Origin of the sequence: Agrococcus sp. UYP10 (assembly GCF_040547205.1) — a bacterium.
GTDB classification, from domain to species: Bacteria; Actinomycetota; Actinomycetes; order Actinomycetales; family Microbacteriaceae; genus Agrococcus; species Agrococcus jenensis.
Genome location: NZ_JBEPPG010000001.1, coordinates 2,149,002 through 2,168,614 on the forward strand (window position 1 = coordinate 2,149,002; position 19,613 = coordinate 2,168,614).

Sequence of the window (19,613 nt, forward strand, 5' to 3'; positions counted from 1 at the left end):
GACGCGTGCGACGAGAGCATCGGAGCCCCGCCGAGATCGAGGCGCAGATCCAGGCGCAGATCCATGCCGCGCGGGACCAGATCGAGGCGACCCGCGCGCGCGTCAACAAGCGCACGGGCCGCGACCTCGCGGCCGCGACCGGCATGGCCATCGTGCTCGGCGTGGTGCTGCTGGCGAGCCTGCTGTGGGTGAAGACGCTGTTCATGGTCTTCGCCACCGTGCTCGTCGGCTTCGCGCTCTACGAGCTCGCGAGCGCGATGCGGTTCGGCGGCCGCGACGTGCCGCGCATCCCACTCGTGCTGCTCGGCAGCGCGATCCTGCCGATCACGTGGGTGCTCGGCGCCGCGGGGATGTGGTGGTCGACGCTCGGCGCGATCGCCGCGGTCGCGCTCGCGCGGGTGCTCGAGCTCGCCGACCGCAGGACCCGCACCGGCCTCCGCGCCGTCGCAGCCGACATCGCCGGGGGAGCGCTCTGCATCGCCTACGTGGCGGTGCTGGGTGGCTTCGCGGTGCTGCTGACCGCGCAGGACGGCGGCCAGTGGTGGACGCTCGCGATGATCATCATGACGACTGTGATCGACACCGGTGCGCTCGCCGCCGGCGTGCTGCTCGGCCGCCACAAGCTCGCGCCCCGCATCAGCCCTGGGAAGACGTGGGAGGGGCTCGCCGGCGGCGCCCTGTTCGCCACCATCACCGGCATCGCGCTCTCGGTGTGGATGCTGCAGCAGGAGTGGTGGTTCGGGTTCATCCTCGCGGCGCTGCTCGTCGCGGCCGCCACGGTCGGCGACCTCGCCGAGTCGATCATCAAGCGCGACCTCGGCATCAAGGACATCGGCTCGTTCCTGCCCGGCCACGGCGGCTTCCTCGACCGGCTCGACTCGATCCTGCCGAGCGCCGTCGTGATGATGGCGCTGTTCCAGGTGGTGCACGCCTGACCAGGCGGCCGCTGGCATGATGGAGACGATGAGCACGTTCCCGAGGGCAAAGCGCTCGCAGCCCGGCTACGACATCGAGCAGGTCGAGGACTTCCTCGAGGATGCTCGGCGCGCGTACGCCACGGACGCGCGCGCGGCGACCGCGATCGACAGCTCCACCATCCGCCGCATGAGCTTCACGATGCAGAAGGGCGGCTACTCGCCGGCGCACGTCGACGCGGCGCTCGAGCGGCTCGAGGAGGCCTTCGCGCGCCGCGAGCACGAGCGCGGCGTCATCGAGCACGGCGAGGAGGCCTGGTACGCGAAGGTGCGGGACCGGGCGCAGCAGGCGCTCGAGACGCTCAAGCGGCCGGACGGCGAGCGCTTCCGACGCGTCAGCCGGATCTCGCGCGGCTACCGCGTGCTGGAGGTCGACCGCTTCGCCGCGAAGATCGCCGACTACCTCGAGGACGGGCCCGACATGACGGTGCGCGAGGTGCGCACGGCGCAGTTCGACGCCCAGTTCGGCGGCTACGACGAGGACGAGGTCGATCAGCTGCTCGACACCGTCGTGAGCCTCATGCTGGCGGTCCGCTGACCGCTGGGAGCCCGCGCAGCCGGGGCTCGACCCTGGGCGTCGTTACCATTCCGTGATAACGTCGATTCTCGTGTTCACCAGGTCCCACTCCGCTTCCGCGCGCTCGACGCGCACGCGCGGCGTGCTCTCCGGGGTGTCGCTCGTGGCCGCTGCGGGCTTCGTGCTCGTCTCCGTCGCCGCGAGCCCCGGCTCCGAGGTGATGGCCGAGCCCGCGTCGCTGCCGAGCCAGCCGCGCGCCGGCCAGGCCGTCGACGCGGTCACCGGCTCGCAGGCATCCCTCGTCCGCGACGAGATCGTGGTGCACACGCCCACCCCGACGCCGACCCCGACGCCCGAGCCGGCACCTGCCGCCGCACCGGCAGCACAGGCTGCGGCGAGCGCCCCGCGCGCGGCGTCGATCGCGATCCCCGCCGTGGCGGCGCCGAACCCGGGCAGCGCCCAGGCCGCGGCCCGCCAGATGGTGCTGGCGCGCGGATGGGGCGAGGACCAGTACTCCTGCCTCTACAACCTGTGGCAGCGCGAGTCGAACTGGAACGTCTACGCGCAGAACCGCTCGAGCGGCGCCTACGGCATCCCGCAGGCCCTGCCCGGTTCGAAGATGGCGACCGCGGGTGCCGACTGGCAGACCAACCCCATCACCCAGATCAACTGGGGCCTCGGCTACATCGCCGGTCGCTACGGCACGCCCTGCGGCGCCTGGGGCCACTCAGAGTCTGTCGGCTGGTACTGAGGTGGCCGCGCGGCGGCCCAAGCGTCGCGCGCAGCCCCACGTGCCGCTCGACGTCGACCGCCTGATGCACGGCGCGGCGCGCACCGAGCACCGCGCGGGGGCCGAGTGGCACGTGCAGCCGATCTCGCCGCGCAACGCGGCGAAGGAGTACGTGTGCCCCGGCTGCGGCGGCACGGTATCCGCTGGCGTCGCGCACGTCGTGGTGTGGCGCGCCGACTCGATCTTCGGCGACGAGCGCGCGCTCGAGGATCGGCGCCACTGGCACACCGGGTGCTGGCGCGCGCGCTGACCGCACCCGCGTTCGCATGCCCGCGAGGGCGAGACAGGAGATGACGTGACGGAGACCATCGAGATCCGCTCGGGGGCCGAGCTGCCCGCGCGGCGCGACGAGATCGAGCTGCACACGCTCGACGGCCTCACGCTCGTCGGCGAGCTGGCGCTGCCGCTCGAGCGCGATCCGGTCGCGACCCTCGTCTGCCTGCACCCGCTGCCGACGCACCACGGCTTCATGGACTCGCACGTGCTGCGGAAGGCGGCGCTCCGGCTGCCCGCGCTCGCCGACCTCGCGGTGCTCCGCTTCAACTTCCGCGGCGTCGAGAGCCCGCGCGGCCGCAGCGAGGGGGAGTTCGACGGCGGCGACGACGAGCGCTACGACCTCGCTGCGGCGCTCGGGCTCGTGGCCGAGCGCGCGCTGCCGTCGCCGTGGCTGCTCGGCTGGTCGTTCGGCACCGAGGTCGCGCTGAAGCACGGCCGCGAGTCGAGCGCCGTCGGCGCGCTGCTGCTGTCGCCGCCGCTGCATCGCACGAGCGAGCAGGAGCTGCGCGCCTGGTCGGGCTCGGGCAAGCGGATGACGGCGATCGTGCCGGAGCTCGACGACTACCTCCGCCCGGCCGAGGCGCGCGAGCGCTTCTCGGTCGTGCCGGAGGCCGAGATCGTCGCGGTCGAGGGCGGCAAGCACCTGTGGGTGGGCGAGAATCAGGTGCGGCGCGTGCTCGACGCGATCGTCGCGCGCGTCAACCCCGCTGCCGCGCCGCTGCCGACGCACTGGCCCGTCGAGGCTCGCGCCGACTCCGCTGGATGACGGAGCGCTCGCGCGGCCCGCTGACGCGGCCCGCTACTTCGAGTCCTGCCGGGGGATGACGACTTCCTTCAGGATCAGCTGGATCGCCGCCGCGATCGGGATGGCGACGAGCGCGCCCAGGATGCCGAGCAGCGTGCCGCCGATGAGGGCGGCGAGCACGACGACGACGCCCGGCACCTTGACGGCGCGGTTCATGATCTGCGGGCTGATGACGTAGGCCTCGAGCTGCATGTAGATGAGGTACCAGCCAGCCACCCACACCGCTGTCTGCGGTCCGTCGAGCAGCAGCACGAGCAGCGAGATCGTCACCGAGGCCGAGATCGTGCCGACCAGCGGGATCGTGGAGGCGATGAGCGCGATCACCGCGTAGACGCCCGCGAGCTCCGAGCCCACGATCGACAGCACGATGAACGACAGCACGCCGTTGAGCAGGCCGAGCGCGCCCTGGCCGAGCACGAAGCGGCCGACCGACCGCATGATCTGCTCGGCGATCTCGATGAACTTGGGCCGCGACGACGCGGGCACGAGCCGGTACATGCCCGACTTCAGCGCGGGCATCGAGCCGGTGAAGTAGAGCATCAGCACGAGCACGATGAGCAGCCCGCCGACCGCGAAGACGACCTGCACGGCGCCGCCGACGATGCCCGCGGCGATGTCGGCCACCCACGGCGGCAGGCTCGACCAGGTGTTGAAGTCGTTGAGCGCCTCGCTCAGCTGCTGGAGCGTGCCGTCGAGGTCGAACTGCGGGAACGTCGCGCGCACCCATTCCAGGACGCTCTCGAAGGCGCCGCCCTCGATCTCCGCGACGATCGACTGCACGAGCACCGTGAACTGCGCGACGATCGTCGGCACGATGAGCCAGGTCGCGCCGACGGCGATGCCGAGGATCAGCGCGAAGATCACGAGCACCGCAGCCCATCGGGGCACGCCGCGGCGGATGAAGAACTGGATGACCGGCTCGACGCCGAGCGCGAGGAAGATGCCGGCGAAGGCCCACACGAGCACGGTGCTGATCTGCTGCACCGCGACGCCGATGGCGAGCGCGAGCAGCACGCCGAGGCCACCGACGAGGCCGAGCAGGAAACCGTTGCGGATCTTCACATCGGCAATCCTAGGGTCGCGCCGACAGGCGGCCCTGCCGCCCCGCCCACGGCCGGGGTTGGCAGGCTCAGGACCTCCCGGTACCCTGGAGGCTTGCCCGCTCTGCGCCGTCCTGCCCGGACGGACCGCCGGATCCCCCGGTGAGCGTGAAAGGACCTCTGACTCGTGCGATACATCCTCGCGGCCGTGAGCCTCGTGATCTCGCTCGTGCTGCTCGGGCTCGGCATCGGACAGCGCACCATCTGGGCTCCGCCGGAGTCGATCGTCTCGCAGCTCGATACCGCCACCGACTCGCAGCTCCTCGTGATCCCCGGCACGACCATGAACACGCACGACGGCAGGCAGAGCGTCGTCATCACCGGCGACGGGCCGATCACGGCCGTCGTCGGCCGCGATCACGACGTGCTCGGCTGGGTGGGGGAGTCGGCGCACGCCGTCGCGGGCATCGACGAGTCGGATGCGCTCACGCTCACGGAGCAGTCGGGCAGCAGCGACGCCCTGCCGCAGCTCGCGGGCAGCGACATGTGGATCGAGGAGCACGCCGGCGAGGGCGAGGTCAGCTTCTCGATCGACCTGCCGGTCGGGTACTCGATCGCGATCGCCGGCGAGCCCGGCACCGCCGCGCCCGCCGACGTCCGGGTCGAGTGGCCCTTCGACGCCAAGACGCCGCTCTTCGGGCCGCTCATCACCGCGGGCCTCGTCTTCCTCGCGCTCGCGCTCGTGCTGTTCCTGCTGGCCCTGCGCCGCCACCGCCGGCGCCGCGGTCCGCAGCGCCGCTCGCACCGCGAGCTGAGCCGGGCCGGGCGCCGCGCGCTCGCCCGCGACGCGCGCGAGGGCACGCCGCGGGGTGCGGTCGGGCCGGCCCAGGGCGCGCTCGAGGCGCCGTCGGCCGAACAGGCTCCGACGGACGTGCCGGATGCAGTCACGACGCCGGATGCCGCCGACGCCCCGGACGGCTCGGAGGCGCCCGCGGACGACGCGACGACCGACCGCTCGCGCGGCACGGCCGAGCGCACCGCCGCGCCGACCGGCCGCCGCCGCTTCGGCATGATCGCGCTGCCGATCGTCGCGGTCGTGGCGCTCACGGGCTGCGGGCCGCAGTACTGGCCGAGCGGTCCCTCGACGCCCGCGGCGACCGAGGAGCCCACGCCGACGAGCCTCGAGGACACACTCCCGCCGGTCGCGCTCACCGAGAACCAGTTCGACCGCGTGCTCGAGGAGACGCGGACGGTGACCGCAGCCGCCGACGAGGCGCGCGACCTCGAGCAGGTCTCGACCCGCGTCGGGGGCGCGGTGCTCGACGCCCGCACCACGAACTACGAGGTGCGCGGGCTCAACGGCGAGGTCGAGCCGCTGCCGGGGATCCCGGACGGCGACGTGCAGCTGATCCTGCCGCAGCAGACCGAGGTCTGGCCGCGCACGGTCATGGCGGTCGTCGCGTGGCAGGACGAGGCGCGCGCGCAGTCGGCGCTCGTCTTCGAGCAGGCGGACGCGCGCTCCGACTACCGGCTCGTCTACCAGACGACGCTCGCGTCCGGCGTGCAGCTGCCCGCCGTCGCGAGCCCGACGATCGGTGCCGCGAGCCTGCCCGGCGACACCCCGCTGCTGCAGCGCCGCCCCACCGAGATCACCGACGCGTACGCCGACCTGCTGCTGCGGGGCGACGCATCCGAGTTCGCCGCCTGGTTCCGCGAGGACGGCGACACCCTGCGCGCCGACCTCGGCCGCGCCGCGAAGGACGAGCTCATCCAGCGGCCGGAGTTCGCGCTCTCGGTGCTCGAGTGGGGCGCGGCGGGCGACGCGCCCGCACCGCTCATGCTGGTGACGAACGAGGGCGGCGCGCTGCTCGCGACGTCGTTCAACGAGACGGTGCGCGTCACGCCGAAGGAGGAGGGCGTCGAGATCTCGACGAGCGGCGCCGCCGCCAGCCTCGCGGGCGTCCAGGAGACGACCGCCGGCATCGAGACGACGTACCAGATCCAGGTGCTCTTCGCCGTGCCGCCGGCCGATGCGCCGGAGGGCACGCAGATCCAGGTCGTCGGGTACAGCCAGGCGCTGCTCGACGCGAACGAGGTGGGACAGTGACCGATACGCAGCTTCCGGCATCCATGGGTGGGGCCATCGACCTCTCGGCGCTCGCCGCGCGGCGGGACCAGCCGCCGGCGCCTGAGCGCGCGCAGGGCGGTGCGCCCGGCGTGATCGTCGACATCGGCGACGCCGACTTCGGCCAGATCGTCGAGCTGTCGAGCAGCGTGCCGGTGATCATCGACATCTGGGCCGAGTGGTGCGGGCCGTGCAAGCAGCTCTCGCCGGTGCTCGAGCGCCTCGTCGAGGGCTACGGCGGCCGGCTCGTGCTCGCGAAGGTCGACGCCGATCAGAACCCGCAGCTCGTGCAGGCGTTCAACGCGCAGTCGATCCCGACCGTGGCGGCCGTCATCGGCGGTCGCCCGGCGCCGCTCTTCACGGGCGCGCTGCCGGAGGAGCAGGTCAAGGACGTGCTCGAGCAGGTGCTCGCGTTCGCCGAGCAGCAGGGCATCACCGGCCGCGTGCCGGTGGGCGAGGCACCCGCAGAGCCGGAGCCGGAGCCGGAGCCCCTGCCGCCGCTGCACCAGGAGGCGTACGACGCGATCGACGCCGGCGACCTCGACACGGCGATCGCCGCGTTCGAGAAGGCCATCGCGCAGAACCCGCGCGACACCGACGCGATCGCCGGCCTCGCGCAGGTGCGCCTGCTCGCTCGGCTGCGCGACCGCTCCGCCGACGACATCCGGTCGGCGGCCGCCGCGCAGCCGCAGGACACCGAGGCGCAGCTGCTCGCTGCCGACCTCGACCTCTCGGGCGGCCACGTGGAGGACGCTTTCCTGCGCCTGCTCGACCTCATGGCGACGCTCGTCGGGGACGAGAAGCAGGACGTGCGGCTGCGGCTGCTCGACTACTTCGAGATCGTCGGCCTCGACGACCCGCGCGTGCACGCCGCGCGCCGCCGCCTGACCACGCTGCTGTACTAGCCGCCGGCGCCCGGCCCGCTGCGCCGCCGAGTTGGTCGCCCGCGGACTCGTGCAGTGGCCGAGCGGCCGTCCGAGAAGGTGGACGGTCGCTCGCGCGGTGCGCAGTCGATCCGGTCCGTGAGTGGTCAGTCCGGTCCGTGAGTGGTCAGTCTGGCGCGTGAGTGGTCAGTCTGGCGTGTGAGTGGTCAGTCTGGCGAGTGACCGGTCAGGTCCGCAGATGGCCGGTCAGTTCCGCACGTCAGCAGCGAGCACGGGATGCGGTCGTCGGCTCGGGCGCGAGTGACCGCTCAGGCGCGGGAGTGACCGCTCAGGCGTGGGAGTGACCGGTCGGGCGTGGGAGTGACCGCTCGGGCGTGGGAGTGACCCCTCGGGCGTGGGAGTGACCGCTCGGGCGCGGAAGTGACCGCTCGGGCGTCGAAGTGACCGCTCGGGCGTCGAAGTGACCGCTCGGGCGTCGAAGTGACCGCTCGGGCGCGGGAGTGACCGCTCGCCGTGCAGGTCTGCGCGGCGTCGCTCGCATGCGCGTGGCGCCACCCGGGTCCGGGCGGCGCCACGCACGCGAGGGTGCCTGTCAGGTGGCGGCGGGCTTGGTGGCCGGGAGCTGCTTCTCGGAGGCCTTCGGGCGCAGGATCAGTCCCGCGAGCGGCGGGATCGTGACCGTCGCGGATGCGGGACGGCCGCCCCACGCGTCGCCGGTCGCGTGCACCGTGCCCAGGTTGCCGACGCCGGAGCCGCCGTACTCGACCGCGTCGGAGTTCACGAGCTCCTCCCACTCGCCGGCGAACGGCAGCCCCATCCGGTAGCCCTCGATGGGCCGGCCGGAGAAGTTCATGATCGCCGCGACCGGGTCGCCGTTCGCGCCCCACCGCAGGAACGCGATGACGTTGTCGGACGAGTTGCCGCCGTCGATCCACTCGAAGCCGCCGGGCTCGTTGTCGCGCAGCCACAGCGCCTCGGTCTCGCGGTAGACCCGGTTGAGCTGCGAGACGAGTGACATGAGGCCGCGGTGCACCGGCTGGTCGAGGATCCACCAGTCGAGGCCGCGCGCCTCGCTCCACTCGCTCGGCTGCCCGAACTCCTGGCCCATGAAGAGCAGCTGCTTGCCGGGGTGCGCCCACATGAACGTCAGGTACGCGCGCACCGAGGCGAGCTTCTGCCACTGGTCGCCGGGCATCTTGTTGAGCAGCGAGCCCTTGCCGTGCACGACCTCGTCGTGGCTGATCGGCAGCAGGAACTGCTCGCTGAACGCGTAGAGGAACGAGAACGTGATCTCGCCGTGGTGGTGCGACCGGTACATCGGGTCGACCGCCATGTACTGGAGCGTGTCATGCATCCAGCCCATGTTCCACTTCATGCCGAAGCCGAGGCCGCCGGCGCTCGTGGGCTTCGTCACGCCCGGCCACGACGTCGACTCCTCGGCGATCATGATGATGCCCGGGCAGCGGCGGTAGACCGTCGCGTTGACCTCCTGCAGCAGCGAGATCGCCTCGAGGTGCTCGCGGCCCCCGTGCACGTTGGGCAGCCACTCGCCCTCGTTGCGCGAGTAGTCGAGGTAGAGCATCGAGGCGACCGCGTCGACGCGCAGGCCGTCGATGTGGAACTCCTCCATCCAGTACACGGCGTTCGCGACCAGGAAGTTCTTCACCTCCGGGCGGCCGAAGTCGAACACGTGGGTGCCCCAGTCGGGCTGGTCGCCGCGCCGGGGGTCCGGGTGCTCGTAGAGCGGCCGGCCGTCGAAGCGCGCGAGCGCCCACTCGTCCTTGGGGAAGTGACCGGGCACCCAGTCCATGATCACGCCGTAGCCGGCGCGGTGCAGGCGGTCGATGAGGTAGCGCAGGTCGTCGGGGTGGCCGAAGCGGCTCGTCGGCGCGAAGTAGCCGGTGACCTGGTAGCCCCAGGAGCCGCCGAACGGGTGCTCCGCGAGCGGCATGAACTCGACGTGCGTGAAGCCCGTCTCCTCCAGGTGCTCGATGAGCGCGTCCGCCATCTCGCGGTAGCCGAGGCCCGGGCGCCAGGAGCCGAAGTGCAGCTCGTAGGTCGACATGGGGGAGTTGTGCACGTCGCGGGCTGCGCGCGCGGTCATCCAGTCGTCGTCGCTCCACGCGAAGCGGCTCGTGCCGATCTTCGACGCGGTCGCGGGCGGCACCTCGGTGTACCGGGCCATCGGATCCGCGCGAGTCACCCAGCCGTGGTCGGTGAGGATCTCGTACTTGTAGGCGCTGTGCTCGAGGTCGCCGGGCACGAAGAGCTCCCAGACGCCGCTCGAGCCCATGGTGCGCATCGCGTGGGTGCGACCGACCCAGCCGTTGAAGTCGCCGATGATGCGCACGGCGCGCGCGTTGGGCGCCCAGACGGCGAACGCCGCGCCGGCGACGCCCTCGTGCTCGACGAGCCGCGAGCCGAGCACCTTCCACGCCTGCTCGTGCCGGCCCTCGCGCCACAGGTGGAGGTCGAGCTCGCCGAGCGTCGGCGTGAAGCGGTAGGGGTCCTCGGACTCCCACGAGCCGCCGTCGCCGTAGGTGGTGCGCAGGCGGTACGGGCGCACCGGTCCCGGCACGCTCGCCTCCCACAGGCCGTGACCGACGTGCGCCATCGGGGTCGTGACGGCGCCCGTCGCGCCCTCGCCGATGACCTCGACGGCCGTCGCGAGGTGCCGGACGGCCCGCACGACGTGCGCCGAGCCATCCGGATGCGCGCCGAGCAGGTCGTGGGGTGCGGCGTGCGCGCCGGCGGCCAGCTGCTGGATCGTCGATTCGTCGAGCATCATGCGACCGATCGTCGCACGTGCAGCACGTGAGCCGGCTCGACGAACGCGTCGAGCCGCACGAAGTTGTGGTCGCTCCACGTCCAGGTCTCGCCCGTGATGAGGTCATGCGCCTCGAACGACTCGCCCGGGCGCAGGCCCAGCTTCGTCAGGTCGAGGTGCACCGTCGTCTGCCGTGCCGAGTGCGGGTCGACGTTCGCGACCACGATGATCGTGTCGTCCTCGCCCGACTCGGTGAAGCGGCCCTCGAGGTGCTTCGAGTAGACGAGGATCGCGTCGTCGTCCGACCAGTGCACGTCGAGCGCCCACAGCTGCTGCACGGCGGGATGCTGGGCGCGGATCTCGTTGAGGCGCGTGATGTACGGCGCGATCGTCGTGCCGTTGCGCGCAGCCTGCTCCCAGTCGCGCGGCCGGTACTGGAACTTCTCGTTGTCGTTCGCCTCCTCGGCGCCCGGGCGCGCGACGTCCTCGATGAGCTCGTAGCCGGCGTACATGCCCCACGTGGGGACGGCCGTCGCCGCGATCGCCGCACGCACCTTGAACGCCGGCACGCCGCCGAACTGCAGGTACTCGGTGAGGATGTCGGGGGTGTTGACCCAGAAGGCGGGCTTGAACCACGCCGCCTGCGGACCGGTCACCTCGCGCAGGTACTCCTCGAGCTCCGCCTTCGTGTTGCGCCAGGCGAAGTACGTGTACGACTGCTGGAACCCGACCTTGCCGAGCGCCTGCATCATGGCGGGGCGCGTGAACGCCTCGGCGAGGAAGACGACGTCGGGGTGCGCGGCGTTCACGTCGCGGATGAGCCGCTCCCAGAACCACAGCGGCTTCGTGTGGGGGTTGTCGACGCGGAAGATCTGCACGCCGCAGTCGATCCACTGCTCCAGGATGCGGAGCACCTCGGCCAGGATCCCCTCGGGGTCGAGGTCGAAGTTGATCGGGTAGATGTCCTGGTACTTCTTCGGCGGGTTCTCGGCGAACGCGATCGAGCCGTCCGGGAGGGTCGTGAACCACTCCGGGTGCTCGGTGACCCACGGATGGTCGGGCGCCGCCTGCAGCGCGAGGTCCATCGCGACCTCGAGGCCCTCGGCCTCCGCGCGCTGCACGAACGCGCGGAAGTCGGCGATCGTGCCGAGATCGGGGTGGATGGTGTCGTGGCCGCCCGCCTTCGATCCGATGGCCCACGGGCTGCCGGGGTCGCCCGGCTGCGGCGTGAGCGTGTTGTTCGGTCCCTTGCGGTTGACCTCCCCGATCGGGTGCACCGGCGGCAGGTAGACGACGTCGAAGCCCATCGCCTTCACGGCGGGCAGGCGCCCGGCGGCGGTCGTCAGCGTGCCGGAGGCCCAGCTGCCGTCCTCGTGCTGCTCTGCGCCCTCCGAGCGGGGGAAGAGCTCGTACCAGGCGCCGACCGCGGCGCGCGAGCGCTCGACGCGCAGCTGCAGGGTCTCGGATGCGCTGACGAGCGAGCGCGGCCGGTTGCGGTCGACCGCGGCGAGCACGGCGGGGTCGTTGACCTCGGCCCAGCGCTGCAGCGGCGCGGTCTCGGTGCGCCGCATCCGCTGGGCGGCGCTCGTGAGCGCCGTCGCGTCCGCGGCCTGCGCCTGCGCCGCGGCACGCTCGAGCAGGTCGGCGCCCATCGTCGCCATGAGCTCGACGTCGATGCCGGCGGCGATCTTGATCTCGGCGTTGTGGTGCCATGTCGCCCACTCGTCGGCCCAGGCCTCGACGAACCAGGACCACATGCCCTGCTCGTCGACCTGCGCGAGCGCGCGGTAGGTGTCGAAGCCGTCGAGGAGCGGCTCCATCTGGACGCGCCGCTGCGACCCGGAGGGGGAGCGGAGCACGAGGGTCACGCCGATGCGGTCGTGCCCCTCCCGGAAGGCGACGGCCTGGAACGGCACCGCGTCGCCCACCACCGCCTTCGCGGGGAACCGGTTGCCCGGCACCTGCGGCGCGAGGTCGAGCACCGGGATCCGGGGCGTCAGGACATCCATCTGCTGGGCATTCGTCTGCTTCGGCACGTCACTAACGTAGCGAGCCTGCCTGCGAGCGGGGAGGATGCCCCTAGGCTCTGTCCTCGTGAGAGCGATCCGCAAGTTCACCGTCCGCACCTCCCTTCCCGCGCGCCTCGGCAGGCTCGAGGCGCTCGCCTCCAACCTGCGGTGGTCGTGGCACGAGCCGACTCGCGAGCTGTTCCGCGAGATCTCGCTCGACGGGTGGCGCGCCACCGGCCACGATCCGGTCCAGCTGCTGGGATGGGTCGGCCCCGAGCGCCTGCACCAGCTCGCCGAGGACGACGACTTCGTCGCCCGCGTCGACGCGCTCGCCGACGACCTCGACGACTACCTGTCGCAGGCTCGCTGGTACCAGTCGCTCGACGACGCGCCCGAGTCGATCGCCTACTTCTCGCCGGAGTTCGGCATCACGAGCGCGCTGCCGCAGTACTCGGGCGGCCTCGGCATCCTGGCCGGCGACCACCTCAAGGCCGCGAGCGACCTGGGCGTGCCGATCGTCGGCGTCGGCCTCTTCTACCAGTCCGGCTACTTCAAGCAGGCGATCTCGCGCGAGGGCTGGCAGCAGGAGTCGTACCCGGTGCTCGACCCGGATGGGCTGCCGCTGACGATCCTCCGCAACCCGGACGGCCGCCACGCCACGGTGGAGCTCGCGCTGCCCGGGCACCGCACGCTGCACGCGCGCATCTGGGTCGCGACGATCGGCCGCGTGCCGCTGCTGCTGCTCGACACGAACATCCACGAGAACGACGCCGACCTCCGCAGCGTCGCCGAGCGCCTCTACGGCGGCGGCGGCGAGCTGCGCCTGCAGCAGGAGCTGCTGCTCGGCATCGGCGGCGTCCGCGCGCTCGCCGTCTACAGCGACCTCACCGGCGCGCCGGTCCCGGCCGTCTTCCACTCCAACGAGGGCCACGCCGGCTTCCTCGGCATCGAGCGCATCTCGCAGCTCACGGCGACTGGGCTCTCGTTCGACGCCGCCCTGCAGCTCGTGCGCGCCGGCACCGTCTTCACGACGCACACGCCTGTGCCCGCGGGCATCGACCGCTTCGACGTCGAGCTCGTGCGCCGCCACCTCACGCGCGAGCTCGTGCCGGGCGTCGACGTCGAGCGCGTGCTCGCGCTCGGCCGGGAGTCCGACCCGACGATCTTCAACATGGCGCAGCTGGGCTTCTCCATTGCCCAGCGCGCGAACGGCGTCTCGAAGCTGCACGGCAAGGTCTCGCGGCAGATGTTCCAGGACCGCTGGCCCGGCTTCGACGTGCAGGACGTGCCGATCACCTCGGTGACGAACGGCGTGCACGCGCCGACCTGGACGTCGCCGATCCTCAAGCACCTCGCCGAGCGCGAGCTCGGCACGCTCGACACGGCCCGCTGCGACTGGGCGTCGGACGCGATCACCGACGAGACGCTCTGGGGCGTGCGCCGCGAGATGCGCCAGCACCTCGTCGAGGAGGCGCGCGACCGCACCCGCGTCAAGCACGAGCGCAACGACGGCGTCGTCCCGTCGTGGGTCGACACCATGCTCGACCCCGACGTGCTGACGATCGGCTTCGCCCGGCGCGTGCCGACCTACAAGCGGCTCACGCTCATGCTCCACGACCGCGACCGCCTGCGCTCGATCCTCACGAACGCCGAGCGCCCCGTGCAGCTCGTCATCGCCGGCAAGTCGCACCCCGCCGACGAGATGGGCAAGGCGCTCATCCAGGAGCTCGTGCGCTTCACGCAGGAGCCCGAGGTGCGCGGCCGCATCGTCTTCCTCGAGAACTACGACATCTCGATGGCGAAGTCGCTCTACCCCGGCTGCGACGTGTGGCTCAACAACCCGCTGCGCCCGCTCGAGGCGTGCGGCACGAGCGGCATGAAGGCGGCGCTCAACGGCTCGCTCAACCTGTCGATCCTCGACGGCTGGTGGGAGGAGTACTTCGACGGCAAGAACGGCTGGGCGATCCCGTCGGCGCACGAGCAGATGGACGCCGCCGAGCGCGACGCGTTCGAGGCGAACGCGCTCTACGACCTCATCGAGCACCAGGTGGCGCCGCGCTTCTACGACCGCGACGAGCGAGGCCTGCCGACCGCCTGGATCGCCTCGATCCGGCACACGCTCGCGACCCTCAGCCCCGAGCTGTCGGCCGAGCGGATGCTCGCCGAGTACGTCGGCCGCCTCTACACGCCCGCCGCGAAGGCAGCCGCCGTGGCCGCCGCCGACGGTGCGAGCGCCGCACGCGACTTCGCCGAGTGGACCGCGCGGATGCGCGATGGGTTCGGCGGCGTGCAGGTGCACCACGTCGAGGTCGAGGGCGTCGACGTGCCGCCGATCATCGGCGACGCCGTGACGGTCCGGGCGTTCGTCGCGCTGGGCTCGCTGCAGCCCTCGGACGTCGCCGTCGAGGTCGTCGCCGGCACGGTCACCGAGGAGGGCGAGCTGCGCCACGCGCGCCGCTTCCCGCTCGCCGAGGCCGGCGCCGAGGACGGCAACCACCGCTTCGAGTCGGCGATCGGCCTCGAGCGCGCGGGCACGTTCGGCTACACGGTGCGCGTCGTCCCGCGCCACCCGATGCTCGCCTCCGAGGCGGAGCTCGGCCTGGTCGCCTACCCGCGCAGCTGACCCCGGTCCGTTTCCATCGAACTTCCCTGAACTGCGGGATCCTCCGGAAGGATCCCGCAGTTCGGGGAAGTTCGGCGTTCGGGTCAGCTCAGGGTGGGCGGCGACGTCGTCGCGGGGGACGGCGGCGACGCGGGGGAGCGCAGCCGCATCACCGTCGGGGCGGGCGCGCCTGCCGCGGGCATGCCGTGCACCGCGTACACGCGCATGCTCATCGCCGTCATGGCGACCGCATCGCCCGGCACCACCTGCTCGGCGCCCTGGTGGTCGGCCGCGGAGTCCCACAGCAGCTCGAGCGCGGTCGCGCCGTCGGCGACCGGCGTCGTCACCCTCGTGTCGCGCGGCGAGCCGTGGAAGATCACGAGCACGCGCGAGTACGGCTCCTCCACGGGGGTCGACTCGGCGAGCATCTGCATCGTGCGGTCGTGGGAGTGGTCCCAGTCGTCGATCGTCATCCGCAGCCCCGCGGCGTTCCACCAGTCGAGGCGCGACGAGCCCGCCACGCGCTGGCCGGTCTGGCCGTACTCGAGCGGCCGGAGCGCGGGGTGCTCGCGGCGCAGCTGCAGCAGCCTGCGGGTCTGCTCGAGGAAGGCGTCCTGCCAGTCGCGGCGCTCCCAGCGCATCCACGTCAGGGCGGAGTCCTGGCAGTAGGCGTTGTTGTTGCCGCGCTGGCTGCGGCCGAACTCGTCGCCCATCGTGAGCATCGGCACGCCCGCCGAGACGAGCAGCGTGCCCAGCAGGTTGCGCATCGACTTGCGGCGGTCGAGCTGCACGGCGACGTCGTCGGTGCGCCCCTCGATGCCGTGGTTGTACGAGTGGTTGCCGTCGGCGCCGTCGCGGTTCTCCTCGCCGTTCGCCTCGTTGTGCTTGCGGTCGTAGCGGGTGAGGTCGGCGAGCGTGAAGCCGTCGTGGGCGGTGATGAAGTTGACGCTCTGCAGCGGACCGCGCTCGGAGGCGATGAGCCCCTCGGAGCCGGAGACGGCGTGCGCGAGCGGGCCCACGCCCGTGGCGCCGTCGCCGCCGTGGCGGAACGAGCGGTAGTCGCTCAGCCAGAACTGGCGCGCGGTGTCGCGGTAGCGGTCGTTCCACTCGCCGAAGCCGTCGGGGAACCGGCCGGTCTGCCAGCCGTCGGGGCCGACGTCCCACGGCTCCGCGATCATCGTCGCGCCGGCGAGCAGCGGGTCGGTGACGATGCGCCGCAGCAGCGGATGCTCGGGGTCGAACGCGCCGTCGGCCCTGCGCGCGAGCACCGGTGCGAGGTCGAAGCGGAAGCCGTCGACGTGCACCTCGCGGTGCCAGTAGCGCAGGGAGTCGAGCACGAGCTCCTCGGCCGCGTGCTCGGAGCAGTCGAGCGTGTTGCCGCAGCCCGTGTAGTCGATGCACTCGCCGTCGGGGCCGGTCCGGTAGTACGACGCGTTGTCGATGAGCCGCAGGCTCGACGGTGGGCCGTCCGCGCCCTCCTCGGCGGTGTGGTTGTAGACGACGTCGAGGAAGACCTGCAGGCCAGCCTCGTGGAGCAGCCGCACCATGCCCTTCACCTCGCGCAGCACGCCGCCGGTGCCGTCGAAGCGCGCGCCGCGCGACGCGTAGTCGCTGTGGGGCGCGAACCAGCTGAGGGTGTTGTAGCCCCAGTAGTTGACGCGGCCCTGGCGGATGAGCCGCTGCTCCGAGACGAACTGGTGGATCGGCAGCAGCTGCACCGTCGTGACGCCGAGGTCCTTGAGGTAGCCGATCGTCGACGGATGCGCGAGGCCCGCGTAGGTGCCGCGCAGCTCCTCCGGCATGTGCGGGCTCAGCTTCGTGAGCCCCTTCACGTGCGCCTCGTAGATCACCTGGCGGTCGAGCGGCACGTGCGGGCGCGGCACGTCACCCCAGTCGAAGGCCGGGTCGACGACGGTCGCGCGGTGCTGCCCGTGCGGCGTGCGCACGATGCCGCGCGCGTGCGGCGGGATCGCGTGGCGGCCCGGGTCGAAGGCGTGGCCCGGGCCGGTGGGCCCGTCGACGCCCACGGCGTACGGCGTGCCGAGCTCCAGCAGCGGGGTGTCGATCGTGAAGTCGTCGCCGACGCGCTCCATGGGCAGCGACGTCCGCAGCCAGTCGGGGTCGTCGCGGTCGAAGAGCCGCAGCTCCATGCTCGTCGCGCTCCGCGACCACACCGTCAACCGGTGGCCCTCCGGGGTGCGCTGGATGCCTCGCACCCGACTCCCCGACTCCACCACGCGCCCTAGGCTATTGGAGCATGTCCGAGTCCGAGCACCGAGCCACCGAGCGGGGCTCTGCCGCGCCTCGACCGGCCCGGCAGCTGCTCTTCGACCACGCGGCCGCGACGCCCATGCGCGAGTCCGTGCGGCGCGCGCTCGCGAGCGCGGAGCCGCTCGCCAACCCCGCGTCCACGCATCGCGAGGGCCAGCGAGCGAGGGCGGTGCTCGAGGAGGCCCGCGAGCGGCTCGCCGCGACCCTCGGCGCCCATCCGACCGAGGTCGTGCTCACCTCCGGCGGCACCGAGTCGATCAACCTCGCGCTCAAGGGGGCGTGGTGGGCGTCGCGCGATGCCCGCTCGAGCGAGGCGCTCGTGGTGCCGGTCGCGGAGCACCACGCCACGCTCGACGCGGTCGAGTGGCTCGAGCGGCAGGGCGCCGCGGTGCGGTGGGTGGGCGTCGACGGCTCGGCGGTCACCGACGCGGACGCCTTCGCGGCGGCGCTCGCCGACGGTGCGGCGGTCGCCACGATGCTCGTCGCGAGCAACGAGCTCGGCTCCATGCAGCCCGTCGACGCCGTCGCGGATGCCGCGGCGCGCGCGGGCGTGCCGCTCCACCTCGACGCTGTGGGCACGTTCGGCCACGTGCCGCTGCGGTTCGACGAGACGGGGGCGGCGCTCATGAGCGTCGCGAGCCACAAGCTCGGCGGACCGCACGGGGTCGGCGCGCTCGTGGTGCGCCGCGACGCGCGGCTGCAGGCGCTCCACCACGGCGGCGGGCAGCAGCGCGGGCTGCGCTCGGGCACCCAGGACGCGCTCGGCGCCTCGCTCTTCGCGCTCGCGGCCGAGGAGGCGCAGGCCGAGCTGGCCGCGGAGTCGGCGCGCCTGCGCGCCGAGACCGATCGCATCCTCGCCCTCGCCGCGTCGATCGAGGGCGTGCGCGTGCTCGCCGCGCCCGACCGGCTGCCGCACATCGCGCACCTCGTGGTGGAGGGCGCGGAGGGGGAGTCGCTGCAGTTCCTGCTCGACGAGGCGGGCTTCGCGGTCTCGAACGGGTCGGCGTGCTCGGCGGGCGTGGCGCGCGAGTCGCACGTCGTGCGCGCGTGCGGCGTCACGGGCGTCGCGCCGCTGCGGCTCTCGCTCGGCCGCACGACGACGGCCGAGGACGTGGATGCCCTGCTGGCAGCCCTGCCCGCGGCGATCGCGCGGGCCCGCTCGCTGTGAAGGAGTCCGAGCGTCGCGCTCAGCTCGCGCGACGCCGCCGCGCGAGCTCGACGACCACCACGGCGACGACCGCGCCGACCACGTCGGCGACGAGGTCGCTCAGCGTGTCGGCGTAGCCGACGCGGATCGCGGTCGTGATGAACGTGTTGCCGGCCCACTCGCCGAGCTCCCACAGCAGCCCCAGCAGCGCGACCCCGCTGACGACGTGGAGCATGCGCGCCGCCGCGGCCCGGCCGCCGTCGCCGCCGGGCAGCAGCCCGGCCTGCAGCAGCAGCGCCCGCGCGAGGAGCGCGAGCACCGCGCCCGAGGCGACGTGCGCGACGAGGTCGAGGGCGGGAACGCTCTCGTAGAGCCCGAGCGTCGCGCACCACGCGGCCGCGAGGAGCACCGCCTGCGTGGTCACGTCGACCGCGCTCGAGATGGGCGCGATGCGCGTGAGCATCGAACCGCCCAGCACGAGCAGCATCGCGGCGGCGGAGGGCGGCCCCGCGATGAGCCATGCGAGCGGGATCGAGGCGAGGATCACGAGCCGCAGCGCGTCGGTGGCGTGCCACCGCCCCAGCTCGAGCACGCGCGCGCTCATCCGCGCACGCGTCGCAGCCGGCTCGGGGAGAGCCGGCGCACCCAGCGGCGGCCGGGGGAGCCGCCCTCTGCCCAGTTGCGGCGGAACGTGCGCATCGCGACCGAGACGCGGCGGCGCACGTCGTCGCGGCTGCGGAAGATGCGGCCCTCCGCGCTCACGCGCATCCGGGGGTCGAAGCGGATCCGCGCCGCGGGTCCGAGGCGCATCGCCACGTCGAGGTCGTCGTGCACGTCGGCGTCGTCGCGCGTGGCGCGGTGCGCGATCGCCGTCCACGCCGAGCGCCGCAGCGCCATGTTCGATCCCCAGAGCGGCACGTTGCCGATCGCGGCGCCCGCGACGACGAACGTGCCGAACGCGTAGGCGACGCTCGCGAGCCCGGCCCACGGCGCCGGCACGTCGTGGAAGCGGCCCGGGCCGGTGATGGCGTCGAGCGCCGGGTCGTGGGCGAACGCATCGGCGATCCGCGCGATCCAGTCGACCGGCACGAGCGAGTCGGCGTCGCAGCGGGCGATCACGTCGCCGAGCGCGGCGTCGTAGCCGCACGCCGCGGCCGCGGCGACGCCGGGGCGCAGCTCCTCGACCACGCGCGCGCCGCCGGCCAGGGCGACCGCGGCGCTGTCGTCGGTGCTGCCGTTGTCCACCACGACGATCTCGAGCGGCGGCACCGACTGCGCCGCCAGGCGGGCGAGGCAGCCCCGCAGCGCGAGCGCGTCGTCGCGCACCGGGATGACGACGGAGACGCGCGGGGGCGTCGACGACTGGGCGCTCACCACTCCAGCCTCGCACGCCCCGCCCGATCGGT

At 72.9% G+C, this 19,613-nt stretch carries 15 protein-coding genes; 9 read left to right on the forward strand and 6 right to left on the reverse strand.

Features of this window, described 5'->3' with window-relative positions; genetic code table 11:
- The first annotated feature begins 5 nt into the window (after positions 1–5).
- From ABIB37_RS10575 to ABIB37_RS10595, 5 genes are all read left to right on the forward strand, one after another.
- Complete coding sequence (locus ABIB37_RS10575) at positions 6–935, forward strand: phosphatidate cytidylyltransferase (RefSeq protein WP_354260205.1); 930 nt, start codon at positions 6–8, stop codon at positions 933–935.
- Between the two features lie 28 nt (positions 936–963).
- Positions 964–1,512, forward strand: a complete 549-nt coding sequence (locus tag ABIB37_RS10580; protein ID WP_354260207.1) for a DivIVA domain-containing protein — start codon at positions 964–966, stop codon at positions 1,510–1,512.
- Positions 1,513–1,582: 70 nt separating this feature from the next.
- Complete coding sequence (locus ABIB37_RS10585; RefSeq protein ID WP_354260209.1) at positions 1,583–2,242, forward strand: aggregation-promoting factor C-terminal-like domain-containing protein; 660 nt, start codon at positions 1,583–1,585, stop codon at positions 2,240–2,242.
- Between the two features lie 40 nt (positions 2,243–2,282).
- A complete protein-coding gene (locus tag ABIB37_RS10590; protein ID WP_354260211.1) occupies positions 2,283–2,531 on the forward strand; it encodes an Rv1322 family protein in 249 nt (82 codons plus the stop codon).
- A gap of 45 nt (positions 2,532–2,576) precedes the next feature.
- Positions 2,577–3,323: an alpha/beta hydrolase gene (locus tag ABIB37_RS10595; RefSeq protein WP_354260213.1), complete on the forward strand. Its 747-nt coding sequence runs from the start codon at positions 2,577–2,579 to the stop codon at positions 3,321–3,323.
- Positions 3,324–3,356: 33 nt separating this feature from the next.
- On the opposite strand, the gene ABIB37_RS10600 is transcribed toward ABIB37_RS10595, so the two are convergent.
- Positions 3,357–4,424, reverse strand: a complete 1,068-nt coding sequence (locus tag ABIB37_RS10600; RefSeq protein ID WP_354260215.1) for an AI-2E family transporter — start codon at positions 4,422–4,424, stop codon at positions 3,357–3,359.
- Between the two features lie 186 nt (positions 4,425–4,610).
- On the opposite strand from ABIB37_RS10600, the gene ABIB37_RS10605 reads away from it, so the two are divergent.
- Both ABIB37_RS10605 and ABIB37_RS10610 read left to right on the forward strand, forming a co-directional pair.
- Positions 4,611–6,509 carry a DUF8094 domain-containing protein gene (locus ABIB37_RS10605; RefSeq protein WP_354260217.1) on the forward strand — a complete coding sequence of 633 codons (1,899 nt, stop codon included), beginning with the start codon at positions 4,611–4,613 and terminating at the stop codon, positions 6,507–6,509.
- Positions 6,506–7,432 carry a tetratricopeptide repeat protein gene (locus tag ABIB37_RS10610; RefSeq protein ID WP_502914044.1) on the forward strand — a complete coding sequence of 309 codons (927 nt, stop codon included), beginning with the start codon at positions 6,506–6,508 and terminating at the stop codon, positions 7,430–7,432. The genes ABIB37_RS10605 and ABIB37_RS10610 overlap by 4 nt, the downstream gene beginning before the upstream one ends.
- Before the next feature lie 571 nt (positions 7,433–8,003).
- Here ABIB37_RS10610 and glgB read toward each other — a convergent pair.
- Together glgB and ABIB37_RS10620 are read right to left on the reverse strand one after the other, a co-directional pair.
- A complete protein-coding gene (gene glgB / locus ABIB37_RS10615; RefSeq protein WP_354260219.1) occupies positions 8,004–10,199 on the reverse strand; it encodes a 1,4-alpha-glucan branching protein GlgB in 2,196 nt (731 codons plus the stop codon).
- Positions 10,196–12,187, reverse strand: coding sequence for an alpha-1,4-glucan--maltose-1-phosphate maltosyltransferase (locus tag ABIB37_RS10620; RefSeq protein WP_354261593.1), 1,992 nt, complete (start codon positions 12,185–12,187; stop codon positions 10,196–10,198). Before ABIB37_RS10620 ends, glgB begins: the two co-directional genes overlap by 4 nt.
- 85 nt (positions 12,188–12,272) lie before the next feature.
- On the opposite strand from ABIB37_RS10620, the gene glgP reads away from it, so the two are divergent.
- Entirely contained in the window at positions 12,273–14,810 is a 2,538-nt protein-coding gene (gene glgP / locus ABIB37_RS10625; protein ID WP_354260221.1) for an alpha-glucan family phosphorylase, read from the forward strand.
- Positions 14,811–14,893: 83 nt separating this feature from the next.
- On the opposite strand, the gene glgX is transcribed toward glgP, so the two are convergent.
- The gene (glgX, locus tag ABIB37_RS10630; RefSeq protein WP_354260223.1) at positions 14,894–17,026 is read right to left on the reverse strand and encodes a glycogen debranching protein GlgX; all 2,133 of its coding nucleotides are present in this window, start codon (positions 17,024–17,026) and stop codon (positions 14,894–14,896) included.
- 20 nt (positions 17,027–17,046) lie between these two features.
- On the opposite strand from glgX, the gene ABIB37_RS10635 reads away from it, so the two are divergent.
- Complete coding sequence (locus ABIB37_RS10635) at positions 17,047–18,228, forward strand: cysteine desulfurase family protein (RefSeq protein ID WP_354260225.1); 1,182 nt, start codon at positions 17,047–17,049, stop codon at positions 18,226–18,228.
- 19 nt (positions 18,229–18,247) lie between these two features.
- On the opposite strand, the gene ABIB37_RS10640 is transcribed toward ABIB37_RS10635, so the two are convergent.
- Both ABIB37_RS10640 and ABIB37_RS10645 read right to left on the reverse strand, forming a co-directional pair.
- Positions 18,248–18,811 (reverse strand): DUF2238 domain-containing protein, encoded by a 564-nt coding sequence (locus ABIB37_RS10640; RefSeq protein ID WP_354260227.1) that lies wholly within the window; start codon positions 18,809–18,811, stop codon positions 18,248–18,250.
- The gene (locus ABIB37_RS10645) at positions 18,808–19,581 is read right to left on the reverse strand and encodes a glycosyltransferase family 2 protein (protein ID WP_354260229.1); all 774 of its coding nucleotides are present in this window, start codon (positions 19,579–19,581) and stop codon (positions 18,808–18,810) included. The genes ABIB37_RS10640 and ABIB37_RS10645 overlap by 4 nt, the downstream gene beginning before the upstream one ends.
- Positions 19,582–19,613 lie beyond the last annotated feature (32 nt).

Coding starts and splice junctions, on each gene's coding strand:
- glgB (WP_354260219.1), bottom strand. CDS start 10,199: ATGATGCTCGACGAATCGACGATCCAGCAGCTGGCCGCCGGCGCGCAC.
- ABIB37_RS10580 (WP_354260207.1), top strand. CDS start 964: ATGAGCACGTTCCCGAGGGCAAAGCGCTCGCAGCCCGGCTACGACATC.
- ABIB37_RS10620 (WP_354261593.1), bottom strand. CDS start 12,187: ATGGATGTCCTGACGCCCCGGATCCCGGTGCTCGACCTCGCGCCGCAG.
- ABIB37_RS10640 (WP_354260227.1), bottom strand. CDS start 18,811: ATGAGCGCGCGCGTGCTCGAGCTGGGGCGGTGGCACGCCACCGACGCG.
- ABIB37_RS10635 (WP_354260225.1), top strand. CDS start 17,047: ATGTCCGAGTCCGAGCACCGAGCCACCGAGCGGGGCTCTGCCGCGCCT.